Source organism: Bradyrhizobium sp. STM 3562, from assembly GCF_045571435.1.
In the GTDB taxonomy this organism is placed as follows: domain Bacteria; phylum Pseudomonadota; class Alphaproteobacteria; order Rhizobiales; family Xanthobacteraceae; genus Bradyrhizobium.
In genome coordinates this window covers 6,781,859-6,800,804 of sequence record NZ_CP120694.1, presented here as the reverse complement: position 1 = coordinate 6,800,804, position 18,946 = coordinate 6,781,859, and the positions used below count along the sequence as shown (strand labels likewise).

Annotated in this window: 17 protein-coding genes; 11 read left to right on the top strand and 6 right to left on the bottom strand. The window is 63.1% G+C overall.

All coding sequences use genetic code 11. From position 1 onward, the window contains the following. Window positions 1–57 precede the first annotated feature (57 nt). The 7 genes from P6U23_RS31395 to P6U23_RS31365 all read left to right on the top strand — a co-directional run bounded on the left by P6U23_RS31395 (window position 58) and on the right by P6U23_RS31365 (window position 8,084). Complete coding sequence (locus tag P6U23_RS31395; protein WP_407176241.1) at window positions 58–1,653, top strand: NAD(P)/FAD-dependent oxidoreductase; 1,596 nt, start codon at window positions 58–60, stop codon at window positions 1,651–1,653. Further along, window positions 1,650–2,087, top strand: a complete 438-nt coding sequence (locus P6U23_RS31390) for a c-type cytochrome (RefSeq protein ID WP_407176240.1) — start codon at window positions 1,650–1,652, stop codon at window positions 2,085–2,087. Before P6U23_RS31395 ends, P6U23_RS31390 begins: the two co-directional genes overlap by 4 nt. A 346-nt stretch (window positions 2,088–2,433) precedes the next feature. Beyond that, window positions 2,434–3,382, top strand: a protein-coding gene (locus P6U23_RS31385; protein WP_407176239.1) for an IS630 family transposase whose coding sequence is annotated in 2 segments (ribosomal slippage) — window positions 2,434–2,769 and window positions 2,771–3,382 — 948 coding nt in all. Because the reading frame shifts where the segments join, the coding sequence is not laid out codon by codon here. Window positions 3,383–3,606: 224 nt separating this feature from the next. Further along, window positions 3,607–5,025 (top strand): M20/M25/M40 family metallo-hydrolase, encoded by a 1,419-nt coding sequence (locus P6U23_RS31380; protein WP_407176238.1) that lies wholly within the window; start codon window positions 3,607–3,609, stop codon window positions 5,023–5,025. 62 nt (window positions 5,026–5,087) lie between these two features. After that, window positions 5,088–6,329 (top strand): ABC transporter substrate-binding protein, encoded by a 1,242-nt coding sequence (locus tag P6U23_RS31375; RefSeq protein WP_407176237.1) that lies wholly within the window; start codon window positions 5,088–5,090, stop codon window positions 6,327–6,329. 161 nt (window positions 6,330–6,490) lie between these two features. Then, entirely contained in the window at window positions 6,491–6,940 is a 450-nt protein-coding gene (locus tag P6U23_RS31370) for a hypothetical protein (RefSeq protein ID WP_407176236.1), read from the top strand. A gap of 325 nt (window positions 6,941–7,265) precedes the next feature. Then, window positions 7,266–8,084 (top strand): aldo/keto reductase, encoded by an 819-nt coding sequence (locus tag P6U23_RS31365; protein WP_407176235.1) that lies wholly within the window; start codon window positions 7,266–7,268, stop codon window positions 8,082–8,084. 79 nt (window positions 8,085–8,163) lie between these two features. Here P6U23_RS31365 and P6U23_RS31360 read toward each other — a convergent pair whose 3' ends face one another. Next, entirely contained in the window at window positions 8,164–8,370 is a 207-nt protein-coding gene (locus tag P6U23_RS31360; protein WP_407176234.1) for a hypothetical protein, read from the bottom strand. Window positions 8,371–8,552: 182 nt separating this feature from the next. Continuing rightward, window positions 8,553–9,827: a serine hydrolase domain-containing protein gene (locus P6U23_RS31355; protein ID WP_407176233.1), complete on the bottom strand. Its 1,275-nt coding sequence runs from the start codon at window positions 9,825–9,827 to the stop codon at window positions 8,553–8,555. Between the two features lie 282 nt (window positions 9,828–10,109). Between P6U23_RS31355 and P6U23_RS31350 the strand changes: the two genes are divergently transcribed. Beyond that, window positions 10,110–10,439: a helix-turn-helix domain-containing protein gene (locus P6U23_RS31350; protein ID WP_407181649.1), complete on the top strand. Its 330-nt coding sequence runs from the start codon at window positions 10,110–10,112 to the stop codon at window positions 10,437–10,439. A gap of 71 nt (window positions 10,440–10,510) precedes the next feature. Here P6U23_RS31350 and P6U23_RS31345 read toward each other — a convergent pair whose 3' ends face one another. Further along, the gene (locus P6U23_RS31345) at window positions 10,511–11,152 is read right to left on the bottom strand and encodes an HAD family hydrolase (RefSeq protein ID WP_407176232.1); all 642 of its coding nucleotides are present in this window, start codon (window positions 11,150–11,152) and stop codon (window positions 10,511–10,513) included. 125 nt (window positions 11,153–11,277) lie between these two features. After that, window positions 11,278–12,516, bottom strand: coding sequence for a PLP-dependent aminotransferase family protein (locus tag P6U23_RS31340; protein WP_407176231.1), 1,239 nt, complete (start codon window positions 12,514–12,516; stop codon window positions 11,278–11,280). Between the two features lie 206 nt (window positions 12,517–12,722). Between P6U23_RS31340 and ribB the strand changes: the two genes are divergently transcribed. The 3 genes from ribB to P6U23_RS31325 all read left to right on the top strand — a co-directional run bounded on the left by ribB (window position 12,723) and on the right by P6U23_RS31325 (window position 16,279). Then, the gene (ribB, locus tag P6U23_RS31335; protein ID WP_407176230.1) at window positions 12,723–13,799 is read left to right on the top strand and encodes a 3,4-dihydroxy-2-butanone-4-phosphate synthase; all 1,077 of its coding nucleotides are present in this window, start codon (window positions 12,723–12,725) and stop codon (window positions 13,797–13,799) included. Window positions 13,800–13,990: 191 nt separating this feature from the next. Next, window positions 13,991–15,205, top strand: coding sequence for an acyl-CoA dehydrogenase (locus P6U23_RS31330; protein WP_407176229.1), 1,215 nt, complete (start codon window positions 13,991–13,993; stop codon window positions 15,203–15,205). Window positions 15,206–15,358: 153 nt separating this feature from the next. Continuing rightward, window positions 15,359–16,279 (top strand): MBL fold metallo-hydrolase, encoded by a 921-nt coding sequence (locus P6U23_RS31325; protein WP_407176228.1) that lies wholly within the window; start codon window positions 15,359–15,361, stop codon window positions 16,277–16,279. A 210-nt stretch (window positions 16,280–16,489) separates the two neighbouring features. On the opposite strand, the gene P6U23_RS31320 is transcribed toward P6U23_RS31325, so the two are convergent. Both P6U23_RS31320 and P6U23_RS31315 read right to left on the bottom strand, forming a co-directional pair. Continuing rightward, on the bottom strand, window positions 16,490–17,347 hold the full coding sequence (locus tag P6U23_RS31320) for a DUF1499 domain-containing protein (protein ID WP_407176227.1): 858 nt from the start codon (window positions 17,345–17,347) through the stop codon (window positions 16,490–16,492). Window positions 17,348–17,512: 165 nt separating this feature from the next. Continuing rightward, entirely contained in the window at window positions 17,513–18,721 is a 1,209-nt protein-coding gene (locus P6U23_RS31315; protein WP_407176226.1) for an ABC transporter substrate-binding protein, read from the bottom strand. Window positions 18,722–18,946 lie beyond the last annotated feature (225 nt).

The following is an 18,946-nucleotide window of genomic DNA, read 5'->3' as shown; positions in this document are numbered from 1 at the left end:
GACAGCGGCCATGTCAGTCGTTTCCTTTGTCGCCCGGAAGCGGGGGCGATCACGAGGATGCCGGACGAGCCTCTCAGGGTGAGACGACGCGATCTGCTCTCGCTCATCGGAGCGATGGCCGGCAGCGCCGCGATGTATCACGCGATGACGGCGCTGGGGTTTGCCTCCGAATCCCGCTACCAGGGGCCGATCAGGCTGCAAGGCGATCCCAAGGGCGCCTCCGTGCTCATTCTCGGTGCGGGACTTGCCGGGATGACCGCTGCGTTCGAGCTGCGCAAGGTCGGCTATAAGGTGCAGGTGCTGGAGTTCAATGATCGCGCCGGCGGCCGCAACTGGTCCTTGCGCGGCGGCGACAGCTTCGTCGAGCTCGGCGGCTTCAAGCAGACCTGTAAATTCGACGATGGTCTCTATCTCAATCCGGGGCCGTGGCGCATTCCCTATCACCACCGGGCGCTGCTCGATTACTGCAAGCGCTTCAACGTGGCCCTGGAGCCCTTCATCCAGCTCAATCACAACGCTTATCTTCATGCCTCGCGCGCGTTCGGCGGCGTGCCGCAGCGGATTCGCTGGGTGAAGGCCGATTTCCAGGGGCAGGTCTCGGAGTTGCTGGCGAAGGTGACGAGCCAGGGCAAGCTGGATGAAGTGGTCTCCAAGCAGGATCAGGACATTCTCCTGCAGGCGCTGCGTTCATGGGGCGCGCTCGACCGCGACTACCGTTATCGCGCGAGCCTGGTCTCGTCCGAATATCGCGGCTATGCCGAGGCGCCCGGCGGCGGGCTTACGGCAATGCCGCTGCCGAGCGATCCCGTGGGCTTGTCGGACATCTTGAAGTCGCAGCTCTGGCGCTATCTGCACAATTTCGCCAACTACAATTTCCAGACCACCATGTTCCAGCCCGTCGGCGGGATGGACATGATCGGCAAGGCGTTCGCGAAGCAGGTCGGCGACCTCATCCGCTACAACGCCCGGGTGACGGAAATTCTTCAGGACGATCGCGGTGTCACCGTGACCTATGTCGATACGAAAAACCCGAAGAGCCCGTTGCAGGCGCGTGCCGACTGGTGCGTGTGCACGATTCCGCTGTCGATCCTGAGCCAGCTCAAGGTCAATGCCGGCGCGGCGATGAAAGCGGCCATCGATGCGGTCCCCTATGCCGGCTCGGTGAAGATCGGGCTGCAGTTCAGGCGGCGTTTCTGGGAGGAGGACGATGCCATCTATGGCGGCATCAGCTACACCGACTTACCGATCCGGCAAATCGGTTATCCCAATAGCGGCTATAACAGGATCGGGCCGGGCGTGCTGCTCGGTGCCTATCTGTTCGACGGAGCCAACACTTACGAATTCACCGCGATGCCGCCGGATGAGCGGGTGGCGCGCGCGGTCGAGTTCGGTACGATGATCCACCCGCAGTACAAATCCGAATTCGAGAACGGCATCGCGGTGGCCTGGCATCGCGTACCCTTCACGCTGGGCTGCAGCGGTGATTGGTCGGACGATGCGCGCACCCAGCACTACCGCAATCTGTGCGAGATGGACGGCCGCATCGTGCTTGCGGGCGAGCACGCCTCCGCGCTGCCGGCGTGGCAGGAGGGAGCGATCCTGTCCTCGCTCGATGCCATTACCCGGCTGCACGAGCGGGTGGTGAAGACATGAGGCGTTCGAGCGCCAAGGCGCTGCCGCATGCTGCTCTGGCGACGATCGCGCTGCTCGTGCTGCTGCGCGGTCAGGGCACACGCGCCGAGGACGATGGGCCCATTCTCAAGAACCGTACATTCAGCTCAGGCTATCGCTTTGTCGAGATGAGCGGCGAGGAGTTGTACGTCAATGTCTGCCGCGGTTGCCACATGGGAGATGCCCTGGGCGCGACCGGAGCGGGCGCTTATCCATCGCTCGCCTCCGACCGCAATCTCGAGGCCGGCGGCTACGCGGTGGATCTCGTCGTCAATGGTCGCCGCGGCATGCCGTCCTTTGCGGACATGATGAGCGACGACCAGATTGCGGCGGTCGTGAATTATCTGCGCACGCATTTCGGCAACAATTATCAGGATGCGGTCGCGCCCGCGGACGTGCACAGCGCGCGGCGCTAGCCGCAACTCGGCGCAACCTGGACCGAGAAACTCGCCTTCGCCCTATTTCGCGGGCGGCAGCTTGATTGGAATGTACCGCGAAGCGGGGTTGACGACCACGGACCGGTCGTCGGCGTGGCTTCGGAGGGTTTCCAGCACGAGGAAAAACTTCTCGGCAAGCATCGTAATAACCTCACTGCAATCGATCGATTTGAAATGGACGGATGCGATCACTTGGGCGCAGGCACCGCAATCGGATTCGCGCGGCAGAGTTAGAGCGGTTCACAGCTTAATTGAATCGGGAGGGATTCCGGTTTTGGGGCGAATGTGATTCAAGATGCTGGCTGGGACTGGAGGCCAGCATCCGATGGTTCGACCAATTTCCAATGACCTGCGTAAGCGTGTTGTTGCGGCGGTTGCGAAGGGTGAGAGCTGTCGTTCGGTCGCAGCGAGGTTTGGCGTTGCGGTGTCGTCCGTGGTGAAGTGGTCGCAGCGTCATCGCCAGACCGGCTCGGTAGCGCCTGGCAAGATAGGCGGCCACCGTAAGCCGGTGCTTGAACCGCATCGCGCCTTCATCAGGGAACGGATTAGCCAGACGCCGCATTTGACGCTGCATGCCTTGAAGGACGAACTCGCCGCGCGAGGGGTTAAGGTCTCCCACAATGCAGTTTGGCTGTTTCTGCGCCGCGAAGGGCTGCGGTTCAAAAAAAACGCTGCTCGCCCTCGAGCGGGCTCGCTCCGACGTCGCGCGTAGACGCCAGCGCTGGCGCTCATGGCAGGCCAAGCTCGACCCTCGGCGCCTGGTCTTTATCGACGAGACCTGGATCAAGACCAACATGGCCCCATTGCGCGGATGGGGGCCAAAAGGCGCGCGGGTGCGGAGCTTCACGCCACATGGCCACTGGCGCACCCTGACTTTTGTCGGCGCCTTGCGCTGCGACCGCCTCACCGCACCTTGCTTGTTCGACGGCCCAATCAACGGCGAATGTTTCCGTGCCTATGTTCAGCAGCTTCTCGTCCCCCAGCTCCGGCCAGGCGACATCGTCATCATGGACAATCTCGGCAACCACAAGTCGGCGGCCCTGCGCGGCCTGATCAAAGCCGCCGGCGCAAGGCTCTGGTATCTGCCGCCATACTCGCCGGACCTCAATCCGATCGAACAGACCTTCGCCAAGATCAAGCACTGGATGCGCACCGCCCAGAAGCGCACCATCGACGAGATTTGCCGCCATATCGGCAGCCTCGTCACAACCATCCAGCCCAACGAATGCAGCAACTACTTCGAAAACGCCGGATACGCTTCCATCAAAACGTGAAACGCTCTAGCGCTTGGTAATCGCACGGGCCCCAGCCGGCCCCCGGTTGGCCCCGAGGAAGCCATTGCCTGGCCTCTTCGATCACGAGGTCGGCGCGGGCGCGGCTCACCGGCGCGCCTTCGTGCGGACGCGCAATCGCCGGCTGCTCCCATGAAAACCTGTCTTGCTAAAGCCGGCTCAGTGGGTCTGAATACGACCAGAAAATCCAAACGCCGGAGAGCGGAATGTATCGATCAGGCCATGAGAAGCTCGCTTTTGTCTGCACCGCTGTGCTTGCACTCTGCTTTGCCGGGGCCGTCTATGCGGACGAACTGACCCCGCAGCAGCAATTCGCCCGCGAGGTCTACAAGGAGCTGGTTGAGATCGATACCACGACCGCGACCGGGGATACCGCGAAGGCGGCGGAAGCGATGGCGGCGCGGCTCAAGGCGGCGGGTTTTCCGGATGAGGACGTGCATGTGTTCTATCCGGCGCCGCACAAGGGCAATCTGGTGGCGCGGCTGCGCGGCACCGGCAAGCGCAAGCCGATCCTGCTCCTGGCTCACATCGACGTCGTGCCGGCGCTGCGCGAGGACTGGTCGGTGGACCCATTCACGCTCACCGAAAAAGACGGCTATTTTTACGCTCGCGGCAGCAGCGACGACAAATACATGGCGGCGGCCTTCGTCACCAATCTGATCCGCTACAGGCAGGAGGGATTCAAGCCCGATCGCGACATCATCGTCGCGCTTGAGACGGACGAGGAGATCCTCGATAGCAATGCGCTCGGCATCCAATGGCTGCTCAAGAACCATCGCGACCTCATCGATGCGGAATTCGCGCTGAATGAAGGTGGCGGCGTCGGCCTCAAGGACGGCAAGGCGATCCGGAACGCGGTGCAGACCAGCGAAAAGGTCTCCGTCAGCTATCAGCTTGAGGTCCGCGACCGCGGCGGTCACTCTTCGGTGCCGCGTAAGGACAATGCGATCTATCGGCTCGCCGAAGGACTGGTGCGGCTGTCGAAGTTTTCGTTTCCGGTCAAACTCAACGAGACCACGCGCGCCTATTTCAAGGGGCTCGCGCAGATCGAAGGCGGGCAGACCGCCGCCGACATGCGGACGCTGCTGGCGGATCAACCGGATCCCGGGGCGGTCGGACGGCTCTCGGCCAATCCGGCCTATAACGCCCAGCTTCGCACCACTTGCGTCGCGACCATGCTGCAAGGCGGTCACGCGGTGAACGCGCTGCCGCAACTGGCCACGGCAAAGGTCAATTGCCGCATCATGCCGGGCGAAGCGGTAGAGGAGGTCAAGACAACGTTAGAGCGCGTGCTTGCGGACGACCAGATCACCGTCGTCCAGGCCGACAAGGCCGTGCTCAGCGCCCCGTCGCCGATGAACGAGGACATCATGGGCGCGATCGCCAAGCTCTCGGGCGAGTTTTGGCCCGGCGCGATGGTACTGCCGGTGATGAGCACGGGCGCCACGGACGGTAGCTACTTACGCAACGCCGGTATCCCCACTTATGGCCATTCCGGCATGGCGAATGACATCAACGACATCAGGGCCCACGGTCGGGATGAGCGGGTTCCCGTCAAATCCTTCTACGAGGGCGAGGAATATCTCTATCGCCTGGTCAAAATGTTGTCGGGTGGCGTATCTTAAATCGCCGATGCGGCGGAACTCTTTCGTGGTCCGGTCGAAAGGCCGGACAGAGGTTGGCGGCGATGCGGCTCAATCTGAAGAAAATCGCGGCGATGCTGCTGCTCGTGGCCTCGCCTTCGGGCGCCCCGATGGCCGAGGAGGCCCCCGCCGGTGCCGCTGCAGACAACGAGATCCGTATCGGCAATGTCATGCCCTATACCGGGCCGCTCGCGGCGTTCGGCAGTATCGGCCGCGCGGAAGCCGCCTATTTCGACATGATCAACGAGCACGGCGGCATCAACGGCCGCAAGGTGCGCTTCATTTCCTATGACGACAGCGCCGATCCGGTGACGACGCGGGAGCAGACCCGCAAGCTGGTGGAGAACGACAAGGTCTGGCTGATGTTCGGCTCGTTCGGCACGCCGCAAAACCTCGCGGTCCGCCCCTATCTTAACGAGCGCAAGATTCCGCAGCTCTTTATCGCCTCCGGTGACGAGGAATGGAGCCGGCCAAAATCCTTCCCCTGGACCATGGGTTTTCCGCCGACCTTCCGCGCCGAGGGGCGCATCTATGCCAACTACATCCAGGCCTCCTATGCGGAGCGCAGGATCGCCGTGCTCTGGCAGAACGACCAGTTCGGCCGCGATATGTTTCGCGGGCTGCAGGAGGGGCTGGGCGATACCGCGCGCATGATCGTCTCCGATATCGCCGTCGACGGGTCGGAGAAATCGGTCGATGCGCAGATCGAGGTGCTGCAGAGCTCGGGCGCGGAAATCGTGCTGCTCGATGTGGCGCCACCAATCGCCGCGCTGGCGATCCGGCGCATGAACGACATCGGCTGGCATCCGGTGCTGCTGCTCGACAACGCGTCGGCCTCGATCGCCAACGCGCTGAGGCCTGGAGGGCTTGAGAATTCGATCGGGGTGATCTCGACGGCTTTCCTGAAAGACGCCAGCGATCCCGCCTGGAAGGACGATGCGGGCATGAAAGCCTGGTCGGCCTTCATGGACAAATATTATCCCGATGGCGACAAGGCCGACGGCAACGCCGTGTTCGGCTATGCGGCGGCCGAGACCATGGCGCAGGTCTTGCGACAATGCGGCGACGATCTTTCGCGCGAGAACATCATGCACCAGGCGGCTTCGCTCAATCGCTTTCAAAGCTCGGTGCTGCTGCCGGGCATCGCCATCAACACCGGGCCAAGCGATTACCGTCCGATCGAACAGATGCGGCTCGTGCAATTCGACGGCTATACCTGGCAACCGATAGGCGAGGTGATCGAGAGCGCCTTCGTGGGGACCACGGGTCAGGATCGACCGAACTGATCGTTGCCCGCATTTCGGTGGGACAATGCGTGTAATGAAGGGCTGCAACGACAGCGCGCGGAAAACCTTAGCGGCCAATCCACCGGCTGGAAATGGGCGTTTAGGTCCCTAGATAGGGCATAGTCTCTATGCCCGTATTTGCCGTGTTTCGGGAGGCCAGGATGGTCCTGAAAGCTGTTGTCCCGGTTCTCGTCGGCACCGCGCTGCTGCTTGGTGGCAGCGCCGCTGGCGCGGCCGATTATCGGCCCGACGAGTTCCTGAGCCTCGATCTGTCCAAGGCCGTGCTGTCACCGAAGCGGCTCGGGCCGCCAGGCGAGTTCGCGCAAGTCCCGGTCGAGGCCAGGAGCGAGCCCTCCGGTATCGTCTCGCGAAACGCCCAGCCGAGGAAAGTGGCGGTCGAGCCCGTCCAGAGCGCGCCCGTTCGCGCCGAGCTGAAGTCGCCTGCGCATCGCGCGAGCCGGGTTGCCCAGGCACGTAGCAAGCCGCGCGACGCGGGTCGCGCTCACCTCGCCCAGCGCCATGGCAATCCGTTGAACGCACAAGCCATGGATACGCGCATCCAGAAATGGCCTTGCAACCCCGACAACGGCGGCATCTGCGCCTGGCGCTGATAGATCGCGCGCGTCCGCGCAGTTTGAGGCAAGCGACAAAGTTGATCCGTCATCCTGAGGCGCGAGCGGAGCTCGCCTCGAAGGATGAACGGCCCCGCTGCAGCAGATGGGCCGTGCATCCTTCGAGACGGCCGCAGTTCGCGGCCTCCTCAGGATGACGGGTTGAGCAAAGCAGTCGCGACATCTTGAAACCGGCTGTCTTGCTTTGCGGCCGATCCGCCGGGCAATCTGCCTGCGGCGGTTCCGCCATCTCGATGCTTTCACCCAATATTCGTTTGCCCGTCGGCGGCGGCTCGCGCCCGCCAGCATCGCTTCAGGAGTTTACATGGACCATCTGCAAACCCAGGGCATCAGCCTGCCGCGGCTCGGGCTCGGCACGTATCGCATGCAGGGCGACGTCTGCCGCGCCGCGGTCGAGAGCGCGCTCGCACTCGGCTATCGCCATATCGACACCGCGGAAATGTACGCCAACGAGGACGCGATCGGGCCCGCCATTGCGGGTGCCGGCATCGCCCGCAACGAGCTGCATGTCACCACTAAGGTCTGGCACGAGAATCTCGCGCCGGATGCGATCCGCAGGGCGTTCGATGCCAGCCTGAAAAAGCTCAGGCTCGACTTCGCCGATCTCTATCTCGTGCACTGGCCGTCGCGTAGCATGAACCTGACGGCGGTGTTCGAGACGCTGATGAAGCTGAAAGAGGAAGGGCGCACCCGCGCGATCGGGGTCGCCAATTTCACCCTTGCGCTGCTCAAGACCACGGTCGAGGACATCAAGGCGCCGATCGCGTGCAACCAGATCGAGTATCACGTGATGCTCGATCAGTCGAAAGTCAAAAACTATCTCGACGCCAAAGGCATTCCGCTGGTGGCCTATTGCCCGCTGGCGCAGGGCCGCGCCGCGAGCGACGAGACGCTGATGAGGATCGGCAGAAAGCACAATGCGACCGCCGCACAAGTGGCGCTGAAATGGCTGCTCGACCAGAACGGCGTCGCCGCGATCCCGAAGGCCTCGGGCAGCGAAAGCCAGAGGGCCAATCTCGACGCGCTGAAGCTGACTCTGGACGACGAGGATCGCAAGGCGATCGCGGCCTTGCCCAAGGACAAGCGTCTTGTGAGTCCCGGCTTCGCGCCAGCGTGGGATTGACCGCCAAGAATCGTCATGGCGAATGACGGGAAAGGGCAAAAAAGAATGGCCCCTTGCGGGGCCATTCTCGTGTCGTGCCTCAGTAACTTTCGTAGTGGCGCTTGATCACGACCGTCCGGTCGGGGCGGTGATGGTACCAACCCTCGTGCAGGCCGTAGTCGCGATGCATGCGGTATTCGGCGCGTGCGTCGAACGGATGATGGTGCCTCTTGATCACCACCGTGTCGGCGCTCGCAACCGTCGGCAGAGCAACCGCCAGCGCCGAAGGCAAGAGCGGCGAGTCCAATCTTCCTCATACTGTCCTCCTCCGATTGAACGCAGTTTAAAACTTCGCCTGCGGCCGAACGTTCCGATGAAACTGCAAGAGAATTCTGAACAGCCGTTCAGCTTCGCGCGCCGGACACACGTCGCCTGATCCGCTCAGCTTAACGCTTGCGCGAAGCGGACGCGCGTGCTTCGGCGCCTGCCCTAATCAACGATCGCCTGATACACCAGCGCGTTGATCTTCTGCCGGTAGTACCAGCGGATCGGTCCCGGTGCGGCCGAGAGATAGACCACGACGAGCTCTTCCTTCGGGTCGACCCACCAATCCGTGCCGCTTGCACCGGGCCAGGAGAACTGCCCGACCGATCCCATCATCTTGACGACACCTGGCGTAGTCCGCACGGCGAGGCCAAGCCCGAAGCCGTAATCGGCGCGGGTGGGATCTGCATTGCCGATCAGGTTCTTGATGTTGGGCCCAAGCTGGTCCGAGAGCATATAGGCGACCGTCCTCGGCCCGAGCAGGCGTGCCTCGCCAAAGCGTCCGCCATTCATCAGCATGGTCGCGAAGCGCAAATAGTCCGACGCGGTCGATGCCGCGCAGCCGCCGCCGCATTCGAATTTGAGCGGCTCGGTCAACTCCGGACTGCGTGCCTGCGGCTTGCCGGTGTCGGGGTCGGCCGGCAGCGGCCTCGCATAGCGCGCGGCCTTTTCAGGCGAGATCGCAAAGCCGGTGTCGGTCATCCCCAAGGGCGCGAATAGATTGGCCTGCAGGTACCCTCCGAGCGACTGGCCGGTGATCTTCTCGATGGTGAGGCCGAGCACGTCCAGGCCAAAGCCGTAATCCCAGACGGAGGCCGGCTGATACAAAAGCGGCAGCGATGCGAGCTTGTCCATGAAGGCGGCGCCATCGTACTCGCGCGCGGCATCCGCGCTGCCCGCCGGATACATCTTGTGGATGAGGGTGGTGCCGCGGCCGCCATAGATCAGGCCCGAGGTATGGCGCATCAGATCCTGGATCAGGATCGGGCGAATGGCCGGTACCGTGTCGGTCGTCGGCTCGCCATAGCCGTCGCGCTTGGCCACGTGCATCTCGGCGAATTTCGGAAAGTATTTCGACAGGGGATCGCCGATCAGGAGCTTGCCTTGCTCGTAGAGCATCAGCGCGCCCACCGTCGTCATCGGCTTGGTCATGGAGGCGATGTTGAAGATGGTATCGGTGGTCATCGCCGCATTGGCCGCCTTGTCGCGGTAGCCATAGGCGTCGAACATCACAAGCCTGCCGCGACGGGCGATCGCGATCACCGCGCCGGGAATTCTGCCGGCGTCGACATCCGCCTGGATCGCCGCCCCGATCCGCCCCAGCCTCTCGGCGGAGAAGCCGACGTCTTCGGGCCTCGCGCGGGGCAGGGGGTCTCCAGCAAATGCCGATGTGCAAGCAAACAAGCAGAGTGCTGCGACGAGCGTTCGCATCGGTCCCATGGGCGTCTCCCCTTTTCGGCCTTGTCGGCGCGTGTTTATTCTTCGCTGAAGACTACCGGCGCGCATTGCACCGGGCCAGATGCGTTTTGGGTTGGGCGGCCATGTCTTCGAGGATGCACTCAGCCGCGTTGTCGCGGATGCTGTCGGCTTGTTAGACATCGCGAGCCTAGTACCGTCCGGCAGCACGGTCTGGCTGTGCCGAGGCAATTGATCTGTGTCAATGCGATGCTGCGGCTGCTTGGCGACGATGGCAAAACCATTGGGATCCCAAACGTGGCAAACATGGAAATGCTATCGTCCGCGCCGGCGCTCGCCGGCCCAACCGTTCGGGCAACGCTCGACGGTCGTCTGTTGTCGTGTGCCGAAAGCGACTTTCTCAAGCAGATGGGCGATCGGTTGCGCGTCATGCGACTCTGCCGCAGGCTGTCGCGGCGCGAGCTGTCGCGCAGATCTCAGATCTCCGAGCGCTACATCGCCCGGATCGAGGGTGGCACAGGCAACGTTTCGATCGTGCTGCTGCTTCGCCTGGCCCAAGCTCTCGCCGGCGAGCAGATGCCTGATGCCGAACGGATGGCCACGACGGGAGATCGCCTTTGGGAGAGCTTGTTCTAGCCGCGAGGGGCGGCACGGGCGACACGCGCCTTACCCCGGCCCGCAAGCCGGGAGAAGCGAGGCTTGCGCGCTCAGGGCCGGACCGCGAGCCCTGGTATTTCCACAGGCTTGGTACAAAGCCCATGCGCGCCGGCCTGCGTCAGCTCATCTCGCGTGCCGTAACCATAGAGCACGCCCAGCGCGCGCATGCGGTTATTGCGCGCGCCCACGATATCGTAGCTGCGGTCCCCCACCATCAGCGCGTCGGCCGGATCGACGCGTGTGGTGTCGAGCGCGTATTTCAACAGCTCGGTCTTGTCGGTTCGCGCGCCGTCCAATTCCGAGCCGAACACGTGCTCGAAATACGCACCCAGCTTGAAATGTTCGATGATGCGCATCGCATAGACGCGGGCCTTGCTGGTGGCGACGAAGAGCCGGCGGGAACCGTCGGCAAGCGCAGCCAGCGTCTCCTCGATGCCGGCATAGACGGCGTTCTCGTACAGCCCGATGTCGCTGAAGCGCTCGCGATAGAGCAGCAATGCGCGATCCGCGAGATGAGGCTCGCCGAGCAGCCGCAGCAGGCTCGCGTGCAGGGGCGGCCCGATGCACCAGGTCAGGTCATCTTCGCTGGGCGCCTCGCGGCCGAGTTGTTCGAGCGCATATCGGATCGAGCGCGTGATGCCGATCTTGGGATCGGTCAGCGTTCCGTCGAGGTCGAAGAAAATCGTCTTCATGTGGATTGTGCTAGTCGGCCGGGCGCGGCCTGTCTAGCTATCTCTCGCACGAACCTCCATCCTGGCGGCGGCAGGCCCCCCTGCCTCTCCGCGCCGGAAAGAGAGGGCACTGCGTGCAGGTCTCTCTAAGCCCGCGCCTTCTCCACATTGGCGATGCGGACCGGCACGCCGAATTCGCGCCGGCAGACATCGGCGAGCACCGCGACGCCTTCGCGGATCTGCTGATGCGAGGGACTGGCGAAGCACAGCCGCAGACGGCTCTTGGAATGCCCGCCGTCGGTCGACCATTCCGGCCCCGGGTTGATCGAGACGCCGGCGGCGAGCGCCGATTGATAGAGCTTTAGCGTGTCGACATTGTCGGGAAGCTTGACCCAGAGAAAGATGCCGCCCTTCGGCTCCTCGAACTCGGCAGCGGTTCCGAACTGCTCATTCAGCGCCTCCATGAGCGTGTCGAGCTTCTTGCGCAGCGCACGGCGGAGCTCGGGAACATGCGAGGCAAAATGCGGCGCGCAATATTCGGCGAGCACCATCTGTTCCAGTGCACCGGAGCCGGCATCGGTCTTGAGCGCCAGCATGCGCGACATGATCTCCCAGGGCGCCACCACGAATCCGACGCGCAGCGCCGGCGCGATCGATTTTGAGAACGAGCCGATATGGATCACCCCGCCATTCCTGGCCATCGCATGGATCGCAGGCGGCCGCTTGCCGTCCCAGATCAGGTCGGCATAGCAGTCGTCCTCGAAGATCGGCACGCCGTAAGTCTCCGACAGCCGCAGCAGTTCGGCACGGCGCGACTCCGGCATGATGCTGCCGGTCGGGTTTTGCACGGTCGGAATGGTATAGATATATTTGGGCCGGATGCCGCGGGCCTTGAGATCGGCCAGCGCCGCGGCGAGCGCATCCATGCGCATGCCGTCCTGGTCGAGCGGGATACCGACCACATTGACGCCGAGCCGCGTCAACCGGTTCAGCGATCCCTGATAGGTCTCCTGCTCGACGATGACGGTGTCGCCGCGCGCCAGCAATGTGTGGTTGACGAGGTCGAGTGCTTGCAGCGAGCCGGAGACGATCAGGATGTCGTCGGGGCTGGCCGCGATGCCGGCATCGCGCTGCAATTTCGCGGTGAGAAATTCACGGAGCGGCCGATAGCCCTGCGGACCGTGGGCGAGATTGTAGGTGGCGAGCCCTTTGCCTTCGCGGCGGAGCACCGCATCGACCGCCGCGATCAAACCATCGACCGGCACCTGGTCGGGGTCGTTGTTGCCGCCGACGAAGCTGTATTTGGCAAGGCCCGTCCATTTCGCCGCAGGCTGCGGCAGGCCTGCCGGGAAGAGCGGAGCAAAATCGAATGCGGCCGGGGTCATGGACGGGCGTCTCCCTGTTTTGGTTGTACCGACCTTGGCGATGGAGACGCGGGCCCGTCAATGGTTTTTCCGGAATGCGGCGCATCCCTGAGCTGCAGACGATGCTTCAAAGCTGCCTGGAAGCGAGGTTCTGCCCTGCATCATAATGCTGGCATAGGGTTCCCATTCCGGCTAATGCTCGCTCGAAAACGTGAGATCTTAGAGAGATGGCCGATACGATTCAGGAAGTTCTGGAAGCATTTGCCAAGGGCGAACTCGTCGTCGTCACCGACGATGATGACCGCGAGGGCGAGGGCGATCTGATCGTCGCTGCCTCGTTGTGCACGCCGGAAAAGATGGCCTTCATCATCCGTCACACCTCAGGGATCGTCTGCGCGCCGATCACCCAGGAGGATGCGCGCCGGCTGCGGCTCGATCCGATGGTCGCGCACAACGACTCGGCGCACACGACGGCATTTACGGTGTCGATCGACTATAAGCCCGATGGCGGCACCGGAATTTCGGCGGAGGAACGCGCTTCCTGCTGTCGGGCGCTCGCCAACCCGAATGTCGGCGCCGACGATTTTGCGCGGCCGGGACATGTGTTCCCGCTGATCGCCCGCGAGGGCGGGGTGCTCCTGCGTTCCGGCCACACCGAGGCGGCGGTCGATCTCTGCAAGCTGTCCGGCCTGCCGCCGGTCGGCGTCATCAGTGAACTGATGAACGATGACGGGACGGTGATGAAGGGCGAGCAGGTCGCCCGCTTCGCCGCCGCCAACAAGCTGAAGCATGTCACCATCGCCGACCTGATCGCCTATCGCCAAGCCCGCGAGAAGCTGATCGAGCGGGTCTCGACCTTCACGATGGAAAGCCCGATCGGTCCGTTGCAGGGCTATGCCTATCGCTCGCCGTTCGATGAGATCACCCATGCCGCTTTCGTCTATAACGGGATCGGCGATGGTCGACGGGTGCTGACCCGGCTGCACAAGCCGAACATCGTCAAGGACCTGTTCACCGGATCGGAGCGCATGCGGGTGGTTCTGCAGCATTTCAAACGCGCCGGACGCGGTGTCCTGGTCTATTTGCGCGACGGCGCGGCCGGTGTTCCCGTTGAGCCTGTCGGCGAAACCAAAACCGCGGAAGCCGATCGTCACAGACAGTGGCGCGAGGTCGGCGTCGGGGCGCAGATCCTGCGTGATCTCGGCGTCACCTCGATCGTCAATCTCACCTCGTCCGTGCATGACTACAAGGGATTGTCCGGCTTCGGTATCGAGATCGTCGCCAACGAGCGCCTTGAGATTTAATTGCCCCCAAGCGCCGTCATTCCGGGGCGCGCATCAGCGCGAGCCCGGAATCTCGACGTTGTGGCGAGAGTCCGGGTTCGTCGTTAGCGCGACGCCGGAATGACGGGATGTTCCCAACGCAATTGCGCTTGGCGCGATGGCGTTCTAATTTGTAAGCCAATTCCGTTAAGTCTGATGCGAAAGGATTTCTCATGAGCGTGCGCCCTCAGGCCAAGGACAAGCCGTCCGCGGCATCTTTCAAGTGGGACGATCCGTTCCTGCTTGACGAGCAGCTCACAGAAGACGAACGCATGATCCGCGACACTGCGCGCGCCTATGCGCAGGAGAAGTTGCTGCCTCGCGTCATCAAGGCCTATCTGGAGGAAAAGACCGATCGCGAGATCTTCAACGAGATGGGCGAGCTCGGCCTGATCGGCGTTACGCTGCCGGAGGACTATGGCTGCGCCAATGCGAGCTATGTGGCCTACGGCCTGGTGGCGCGCGAAATCGAACGCGTCGATAGCGGCTATCGCTCGATGAACTCGGTGCAGTCCTCGCTGGTCATGTATCCGATCTACGCCTATGGCGATGAGACCCAGCGCAAGAAATACCTGCCCAAGCTCGCGACCGGCGAATGGGTCGGCTGCTTCGGGCTCACCGAGCCCGATGCCGGTTCCGACCCCGGCGGCATGAAAACCCGTGCCGAGAAAGTGTCGGACGGCTACCGCCTGACCGGCAGCAAGATGTGGATCTCCAATGCTCCGATCGCTGATGTCTTCGTGGTCTGGGCCAAGTCGGCCGAGCACAACAACCAGATCCGCGGCTTCATTCTCGAGAAGGGCATGAAGGGCTTGTCGGCGCCGAAGATCGGCGGCAAGCTGTCGTTGCGCGCCTCCATCACGGGCGAGGTGGTCATGGACGGTGTGGTGGTGCCGGAAAGCGCTTTGTTGCCGAATGTGTCGGGGCTGAAGGGCCCGTTCGGCTGCCTCAACCGTGCCCGCTACGGCATTTCCTGGGGCGCCATGGGCGCCGCGGAAGACTGCATGCACCGCGCGCGGCAATACACGCTGGACCGCAAGCAGTTTGGCCGTCCGCTGGCGGCGACGCAGCTCGTCCAGAAGAAGCTCGCGGATATGGAGACGGAGATCGCGCTCGGCCTGCAGGGCTCCTTGCGCGTCGGCCGTCTGATGGACGAGGGCAAGATGGCGCCGGAGATGATCTCGATCGTCAAGCGCAACAATTGCGGCAAGGCGCTCGATATCGCGCGGACCTGCCGCGACATGCATGGCGGCAACGGCATCCAGATCGAATATCACGTGATGCGCCATGTTGCGAACCTGGAAACCGTCAACACCTACGAAGGCACCCATGATGTGCACGCGCTGATCCTCGGCCGCGCGATTACCGGGATCCAGGCGTTTTCGTGAGATTTGGGCCGTGTGGTACGGTCTTAGTAACGAACTCCGTCATGGCCGGGCTTGTCCCGGCCATCCACGTCTTGGCGTCTAGAAAGAAAGACGTGGATGCCCGGGTCAGGCCCGGGCATGACGGGCCAAAACGCAAAGTCACGAGTGACTCCCATGGCCGATAACGACGACATTCCCTTCAACCGCAACTTCCCCTTAAAACCCGGCGTGGTCGAGGAAGTGCGGCCGGGCGTGCGGCGGGTGCTGTGCGACAATCCGAGCCCGTTCACCTTCACCGGCACGGTCAGCTACATTATCGGCAAAGGCAAGGTCGCGATCCTCGATCCCGGTCCGGACAATGAGGCGCATGCGAAGGCGCTGCTTGATGCCGTGCGCGGCGAGACCGTGACGCATATCATCGTCACCCACACCCATCGCGATCATTCGCCGAACACCGGCCGCATCAAGCAGGCGACCGGCGCCACCGTCTATGCAGAAGGCCCGCATCGCGCTTCGCGCCCGCGCTATGAGAGCGAGAAGCACAATCCGGAATCCGGCGCCGACCGCGAATTTGCGCCGGACGTTGCGCTGGCCCATGGCGAGGTCATCGAAGGAGCGGGGTGGCGGCTCGAGGCGGTGGCCACACCCGGCCATACCGCCAATCACATGGCTTTCGCCTGGCCGGAGCAGAAGGTCAATTTTGTCGGCGACCATGTGATGGGCTGGTCGACCTCGATCGTCGCGCCGCCGGATGGCTCGATGGTCGATTACATGGCCTCCCTGGAGCGGCTCGCGAGCCGCGAGGAGGAGCTTTATTTCTCCGGCCATGGACCGGAAATTCCGGAAGGGCCGCGCTATGTGCGCTTCCTGATCCGCCACCGCAAGGCGCGCGAGGCCTCGATCCTGCATCGCCTCGGCAAGGGCGAGGCGGACATTCCGACCCTGGTGCGCGCGATCTATATCGGCATCGATCCTCGCCTCATCACCGCCGCCGGCTATTCGGTGCTGGCGCATCTGGAAGATCTGGTCGCGCGCGGCGTGGTCACAACCGAAGGCGATCCGGTGATCGGCGGGACATATCGCCTCGCCACATGATCCGTCATTCCGGGACGCGCGCGCCGAACTCGGGTGTCCCCGAGTTCGTCAGCTTTCATTGTCCAAGTCGGCAGTAGCCGAGTTGGATGCGAACCCGGAATCTCTCAACGTCGTCATTGCGAGGAGCGAAGCGACGAAGCAATGCAGACTGCATCCGCGGAGAAAGCCTGGATTGCTTCGCTTCGCTCGCAATGACGACTTCTCACGACGTCATTTCTTCACTGTCTTTGCCGGTGACTTCGGGGGCGGTGGCGGCGGCGGTTTCTTGGCCGGTTTCTGGCTGTCCGCTTCCGCCGCGGCATTGAGATCATCGATGAACTTGGAGATGCGCGCGGCGTTGCTGCCGAGATCGCTCTGGAAATAGCGCGATGATGAGCGGATATCGACGCGCGAGTCCTCGCCGTCCGGTTGCACCCGGATCGAGACGTCCTCGCGAAAACCCATGATCGGCGTGCGTGCCACCGCCTCGATACGGCCGATGCCGCGCGGCGGCTGCGGCGGACGTTCGTCGATGATCAGCCATTTGCGTTTGTTGGCGAGCCGCAGCGCGAGCGCATAGGCGCGATCGACCGGAATCTCCAGACTGACCGGCTCGATGTCGGGATAGGCCTTGCGCTGCTGCTCGGCGGAGTAAAGCCCCGCGTAGCCGGCAGGATTGGTGTCCTCGCCGGTGCGCAGCCGGCTCAGCGCCTCGAAACGCGGCGGATCGATTGGGTCTGTGGTGATGTCATGGATCGGCGGTAGCCTGCGATATTGGAACACGAGATAGGCGGGGTAGGCGAGCACCAGGGCGTCGATCAGGAACGCCAGCAGGATACGGCTCATGCCGCGGGTGCCGTTCTGCCAGATCGCGGCGAAACCGGCGAACCCGATCAGGATGGAAAGTCCCGCAAGGGCGAGCGCGCCGAAGAAGGTCGCGAGCGCCGGCTTCACCTCCAGAAAGCCGAAGCGGACGATGACAATCGAGACCAGCACCGCGACGATGGAGAATACCGCGAGGTTGCGCGCCCAGCTCGCCAGGCTGGAGATGGGCTCCGAGAGATAGGGGGCGGAGAACCTGCGGGCCATCGTCTAATCCACTGCGGATGGCCACCCGTCCCGGTCGGCGGGCGGCTCGAGCGCTAGCTGCCTAGCGCACTTTTTGGTCCGCAGGGAAGGGGCTTCATACGCGGTTTCGGCCGCGGTGGTAAGCGGAAAAGCGCGCCCGGCTTTGAAGCCGGACGCGCTCTTGCCTCAATGCGTCGTCGCCAGTGGGCAGGCGGAATCGGACAATTTTCCGAACGCTTCCTCGCCCGACATGGTCTGGACCAGCTTGTAATAGTCCCAAGGATATTTGGACTCTTCCGGCTTCTTCACCTGCATGATGTACATCTCATGTTCCATCAAGCCGTCGGCGCGGATCTTGCCGTTGCTGGTGAACATGTCGTCGATCTTCATCTTGTGCAACTCGGACATCACCTTGTCGGAATCGGTGGTGCCCGCGGCCTTCACTGCGTTCAGATAGGCCAGCGTGGCGGAGTAGTATGCCGCCTGGTTCATGGTCGGCTCGCGCTGGGTCTTCGCAAAATACCGCTTTGCGAAGGCGCGGGTCTTGTCGTTGAGGTCCCAGTACCAGCCGGTGGTGAGATAAAGCCCCTTGGCGGTGCTCAAGCCCAGGCTGTGGATGTCGCTGATGAAGGCAAGCAGCGCCGCGGGCTTCATTGAGTTGGCGATGCCGAACTCGTCGGCCGCCTTGATCGAGTTGGTGAAGTCGTTGCCGGCATTGGCTAAACCGAGCACCTGGGCGCCGGAGTTCTGCGCCTGCAAGAGATAGCTCGAGAAATCCGAGGTCGAGAGCGGCACGCGCACCGCGCCGACGACCTTGCCGCCGCTGGCTTCGACCACTTTGGCGGCGGCTTCCTGTAGCTGTGTGCCGAACGCATAGTCGGCGGTGAGGAAGAACCAGGTCTTGCCGCCCTGGTTCATCATGGTCTTCGCCGTACCGTTGGCGAGCGAGGTGGTGTCGTAGGCGTAGTGCACGGTGTAGGGCGTGCAGTCCTTGCCCGTGAGCGATGCGCCGGCGGCGCCGATCGCGATGAACGGTACCTTCTTTTCCTTGGCGGCGTTTGCCATGGCGAGGCTGACGCCGGTGTTCGAGCCGCCGAGGATCATGGTCGCGCCGTCCCGGTCGGCCCATTCGCGGAATTTCTGCGCGCCCACGTCAGGCTTGTTCTGATGGTCGGTCTCCATGAACTCGATCTTGTTGCCGAGCACGCTGCCGCCGAAATCCTCAATCGCCATCTTGGCGGCCACGACACCGCCGGGGCCGATCACGTCGGCATAGAGGCCGGACATGTCGTCGATATCGCCGATCACCACCTTGTTTCCGGCCGCGTGCGCGCTCGTGGCAAGCGCTGCGAAAAGCAGCCACGGCAAAGTCCGTCTCGCGATCGATCCTGTCATATGGGCGTTCCCTGGGCTTCTGGTTCTAAACCGGCGGGAAATTAGGAAGACGGCCCCCTGGTTCCAATTCGCCTTTCGTCGCTGTTTCAGGCCCAGCCGCCGCTAGCGTTAACCGATCTGGACCATCTTGCTGTCCGTCATGCCCGGATGCGGCGAAAACGGGGTGTCCAGTAATCGGCCTTGTTTCGGCTCGATCTCTGCCGCCTCTGGAATACTGGATCGTTC

Bases quoted from the DNA above. Each gene is read 5' to 3' on its own strand.
- P6U23_RS31320 (WP_407176227.1), bottom strand. From the start codon at position 17,347: ATGGCCCGCAGGTTCTCCGCCCCCTATCTCTCGGAGCCCATCTCCAGC.
- ribB (WP_407176230.1), top strand. From the start codon at position 12,723: ATGGCCGATACGATTCAGGAAGTTCTGGAAGCATTTGCCAAGGGCGAA.
- P6U23_RS31355 (WP_407176233.1), bottom strand. From the start codon at position 9,827: ATGGGACCGATGCGAACGCTCGTCGCAGCACTCTGCTTGTTTGCTTGC.
- P6U23_RS31395 (WP_407176241.1), top strand. From the start codon at position 58: ATGCCGGACGAGCCTCTCAGGGTGAGACGACGCGATCTGCTCTCGCTC.
- P6U23_RS31325 (WP_407176228.1), top strand. From the start codon at position 15,359: ATGGCCGATAACGACGACATTCCCTTCAACCGCAACTTCCCCTTAAAA.
- P6U23_RS31340 (WP_407176231.1), bottom strand. From the start codon at position 12,516: ATGACCCCGGCCGCATTCGATTTTGCTCCGCTCTTCCCGGCAGGCCTG.
- P6U23_RS31380 (WP_407176238.1), top strand. From the start codon at position 3,607: ATGTATCGATCAGGCCATGAGAAGCTCGCTTTTGTCTGCACCGCTGTG.
- P6U23_RS31330 (WP_407176229.1), top strand. From the start codon at position 13,991: ATGAGCGTGCGCCCTCAGGCCAAGGACAAGCCGTCCGCGGCATCTTTC.
- P6U23_RS31375 (WP_407176237.1), top strand. From the start codon at position 5,088: ATGCGGCTCAATCTGAAGAAAATCGCGGCGATGCTGCTGCTCGTGGCC.
- P6U23_RS31350 (WP_407181649.1), top strand. From the start codon at position 10,110: ATGGAAATGCTATCGTCCGCGCCGGCGCTCGCCGGCCCAACCGTTCGG.
- P6U23_RS31390 (WP_407176240.1), top strand. From the start codon at position 1,650: ATGAGGCGTTCGAGCGCCAAGGCGCTGCCGCATGCTGCTCTGGCGACG.
- P6U23_RS31370 (WP_407176236.1), top strand. From the start codon at position 6,491: ATGGTCCTGAAAGCTGTTGTCCCGGTTCTCGTCGGCACCGCGCTGCTG.
- P6U23_RS31345 (WP_407176232.1), bottom strand. From the start codon at position 11,152: ATGAAGACGATTTTCTTCGACCTCGACGGAACGCTGACCGATCCCAAG.
- P6U23_RS31315 (WP_407176226.1), bottom strand. From the start codon at position 18,721: ATGACAGGATCGATCGCGAGACGGACTTTGCCGTGGCTGCTTTTCGCA.
- P6U23_RS31365 (WP_407176235.1), top strand. From the start codon at position 7,266: ATGGACCATCTGCAAACCCAGGGCATCAGCCTGCCGCGGCTCGGGCTC.